3 protein-coding genes are annotated in these 3,084 nt (G+C 71.1%); 2 read left to right on the forward strand and 1 reads right to left on the reverse strand.

Features of this window, described 5'->3' with window-relative positions:
• Nucleotides 1–605, reverse strand: a 605-nt coding sequence (locus tag VGD32_RS00975) for an NAD(P)/FAD-dependent oxidoreductase (RefSeq protein ID WP_331030037.1), incomplete at its 3' end; no start/stop codon positions are given.
• Between the two features lie 168 nt (nucleotides 606–773).
• Here VGD32_RS00975 and VGD32_RS00980 point away from each other — a divergent pair.
• Complete coding sequence (locus tag VGD32_RS00980) at nucleotides 774–1,808, forward strand: efflux RND transporter periplasmic adaptor subunit (protein WP_331030038.1); 1,035 nt, start codon at nucleotides 774–776, stop codon at nucleotides 1,806–1,808.
• Nucleotides 1,805–3,084, forward strand: a 1,280-nt coding sequence (locus tag VGD32_RS00985; RefSeq protein WP_331030039.1) for an efflux RND transporter permease subunit, incomplete at its 3' end; no start/stop codon positions are given. The genes VGD32_RS00980 and VGD32_RS00985, both read left to right, overlap by 4 nt.

Here is a 3,084-nt window from a genome sequence, read left to right on the forward strand (position 1 = left end):
TCGAGGCCGAGGTGGCCGATATAGGGTTCGGAGGTGACGAAGGTCATCGGCACCTTGTCGCGCAACCGGCGGCGGCGCAGCTCGGTGTCGAGGATCATGGCGAACTCATAGGCTGGGCCGAAACACGAGGCCCCCTGCACCGCGCCGACCACGATCGGGCCCGGGTTCTCCACGAAGGCGTCGAACGCTTCGGCCGCGTGCACGGCGTGGTCGACGTGGCAGATCGAGACCGTGTGGCCGTCGGGGCCGAGACCAGGAATCTCGTCGAAGGCCAGGTCGGGACCGGTGGCGATGACCAGGTAATCGTAATGCAGCGCCCGGCCGTCGGCCAGGTCTAGGCCCTTCTCGTGCGGCCGGATGCGGCTGGCGGCGACATTGATGAACTCCACGCCTTTGCGCTTCATCACCTCGGGCAGGCTGACCTCGATGGCTTCCCGCTTGCGCCAGTGCACCGCCACCCACGGGTTGGACGGCGTGAAGTGGAAGGTGTCGCCCTTCGACACCATGACGATCCGCGCCCGGTCGCCCAGGGCGTGCCGGATGTCGTAGGCGGCGATGGCGCCCCCAAGGCCTGCGCCGAGGATAACGATGGTGGGCCGGTCCATGCGCGGTCTCCTTCCGGGCGGTCGTCCGATGCCTGATCCTGCGCCGCCGCAACGGCCACGCCTTGATCCGCATCAAGGCTTGCAGCCGGCGCCGGGAGGACAGTCCTGAGGCTTGAATTCATATTAGCGTAATCTAATATTAGTGCAAGCTCATATAAGGACGCCCTGATGACCAGACCCCCGGCCCTGTTCGCCGTCCTGGCCGCCGCCGCACTGCTGGCCGGCGGGTTGTCGGGCTGCGGCGGCGAGCCCGCACCCGTGCCGACCGCGCCGGTGCCGGGCGAGCGGCTGGCCGTGACCGAAGTGCTGATCGACGCGGTCAAGCCGGCCTCCGCGGTAGTGACGTCCCGCGACCTCGGCGAGGCGCGCGCCCGCATCCCGGGCACCCTGGTCGAGCTGAATGTCCGCGAGGGCGACACCGTCCGCGAAGGCCAGGTCATCGGCGTCGTCGTCGACAACCGGGTCGGGCTCGAGACGGCGGCGTTCGGGGCCCAGGTCGCGGCGGCCGAGGCCGAGGCCGCGCGGGCCCGGTCGGACCTGTCGCGGATCCAGACCCTGTTCGACAAGGGCATCTACGCCCAGGCCCGGCTCGACCAGGCCCTCGCCGCCTCCCGGGCCGCCGACGCCCAGGTCCGGGCCGCCCGCGCCCAGCGCGCGGCCAGCGCGGAAACCGGCGCCCAGGGCCGCATCCTCGCGCCCGCCGCAGGACGGGTTCTGACCGCCGACGTTCCGGTGGGATCGGTGGTCGGCGCCGGACAGTCGATCGCCACCATCACCGCCGGCCCCCTGGTGCTGCGCCTCGAACTGCCGGAGGCCCAAGGCCGAAACCTGCGGGTCGGCCAGACTGTCGCCCTGACGGGTGAAGACCTGCCCGGCGTCAGCGGCGGCGTGATCGCCCAGGTCTATCCGGCGTCGACTGCCGGTCGGACCACCGCCGACATCGCCGTCGACGGCCTAGCCAGCGACCGCGTGGGCCAGCGGGTCGTCGTGCAGGTCCCGGTGGGCCAGCGCCGCGCCCTCGTGCTGCCGCGCCGTTTCGTCGCCACCCGCTACGGCATCGATTTCGTCCGCACCGTCGACCGCGCCGGACGCGCCAGCGAGGCGCCGGTCCAGCTGGGCGGGCCCGTGGCGGGCGACCGCGTGGAGGTGCTGTCCGGCCTCGCCGTCGGCGATGTCGTGCTGGCGCCGGAGCGGGGCCGATGAACCTCGGCCTTTCCGGGCGGCTGACGCGAGCCACGCTCAACTCGCCCCTGACCCCCCTGATGCTGCTGGCGGCCATCGCCGTCGGCCTGATGGCCGTGCTGTCGATTCCCCGTGAGGAGGAGCCTCAGATCAGCGTGCCGATGGTCGACATCATGGTCGCGGCTCCAGGACTGGGCGCCGCGGACGCCACGGAACTGGCGGCCAAGCCGCTCGAAGCCATTGTCCGCAGCATCGACGGCGTCGAACACGTCTACACCCAGGTGCAGGACGACCGGGTCATGGTCACCGCCCGCTTCGAGGTCGGTTCGGACCCCGACGACGCGGCGGTTCGGATGCACGAGAAGGTCCGCGCCAACTACGGAGCCATTCCGACAGGGGTGTCCGAGCCGCAGATCGTCACCCGCGGCATCAACGACGTCCCCGCCGTGGTGCTGACCCTGACGCCTCGCGCCGACGCCGCCGCGCGCTGGAGCGACCAGGCCCTGTATGAGGTCGCCGCCCGCCTGCGGACGGAGATCGGCAAGGTCGAGGACGTCGGCCTGACCTTCATCGTCGGCGGCCGGCCGTCGGAGATCCGGGTGGAGCCCGACCCGGCGCGCATGACCGCCCGCGGGGTGGCCCTGTCCGCGATCCTCGAAACCGTGTCCCAGGCCAACCGGGGCTTTCCGGCCGGCACGGTGCGGGAGCAGGGCCAGGCCTTGGTGTTGCGGTCCGGCGACCGGCTGGCCACACCCGGCGACGCGGCGCTGCTGACGGTGTCCTCCATCGCCGGCGAACCCGTCTATCTCCGCGACGTGGCGACCATCGTCCAGGCGCCGCGCGAGGACCAGGCCCGCGCCGCCCACTACGCCCGCGCCGGTGACGGCTGGTCCCGCACCCCCGCGGTGAGCCTCGCCGTGGCCAAGCGGCAGGGCGCCAACGCCGTGGTCGTCTCCCATGGCGTCATGGAAAGGGTCGAGGCGCTGCAAGGCACGCTGATCCCGGAGGGGCTCGAGGTCGTGGTCACCCGCAACTACGGCGAGACCGCCAACGAAAAGGCCAACGAGCTGCTGATGCACCTCGGCCTCGCGACCCTGTCCATCGTCATCCTGATCGGCTTCGCCATCGGCTGGCGCGAGGCGGGAGTCACGGCGGTGGTCATTCCGACCACCATCCTGCTGACCCTCTTCGCCTCCAACCTGATGGGCTACACCATCAACCGGGTCAGCCTGTTCGCCCTGATCTTCTCGATCGGCATCCTCGTCGACGACGCCATCGTCATGATCGAGAACATCGC

The organism is Brevundimonas sp. (genome assembly GCF_036402095.1).
Taxonomy (GTDB): Bacteria; Pseudomonadota; Alphaproteobacteria; order Caulobacterales; family Caulobacteraceae; genus Brevundimonas.

Coding starts and splice junctions, on each gene's coding strand:
- VGD32_RS00980 (WP_331030038.1), top strand. CDS start 774: ATGACCAGACCCCCGGCCCTGTTCGCCGTCCTGGCCGCCGCCGCACTG.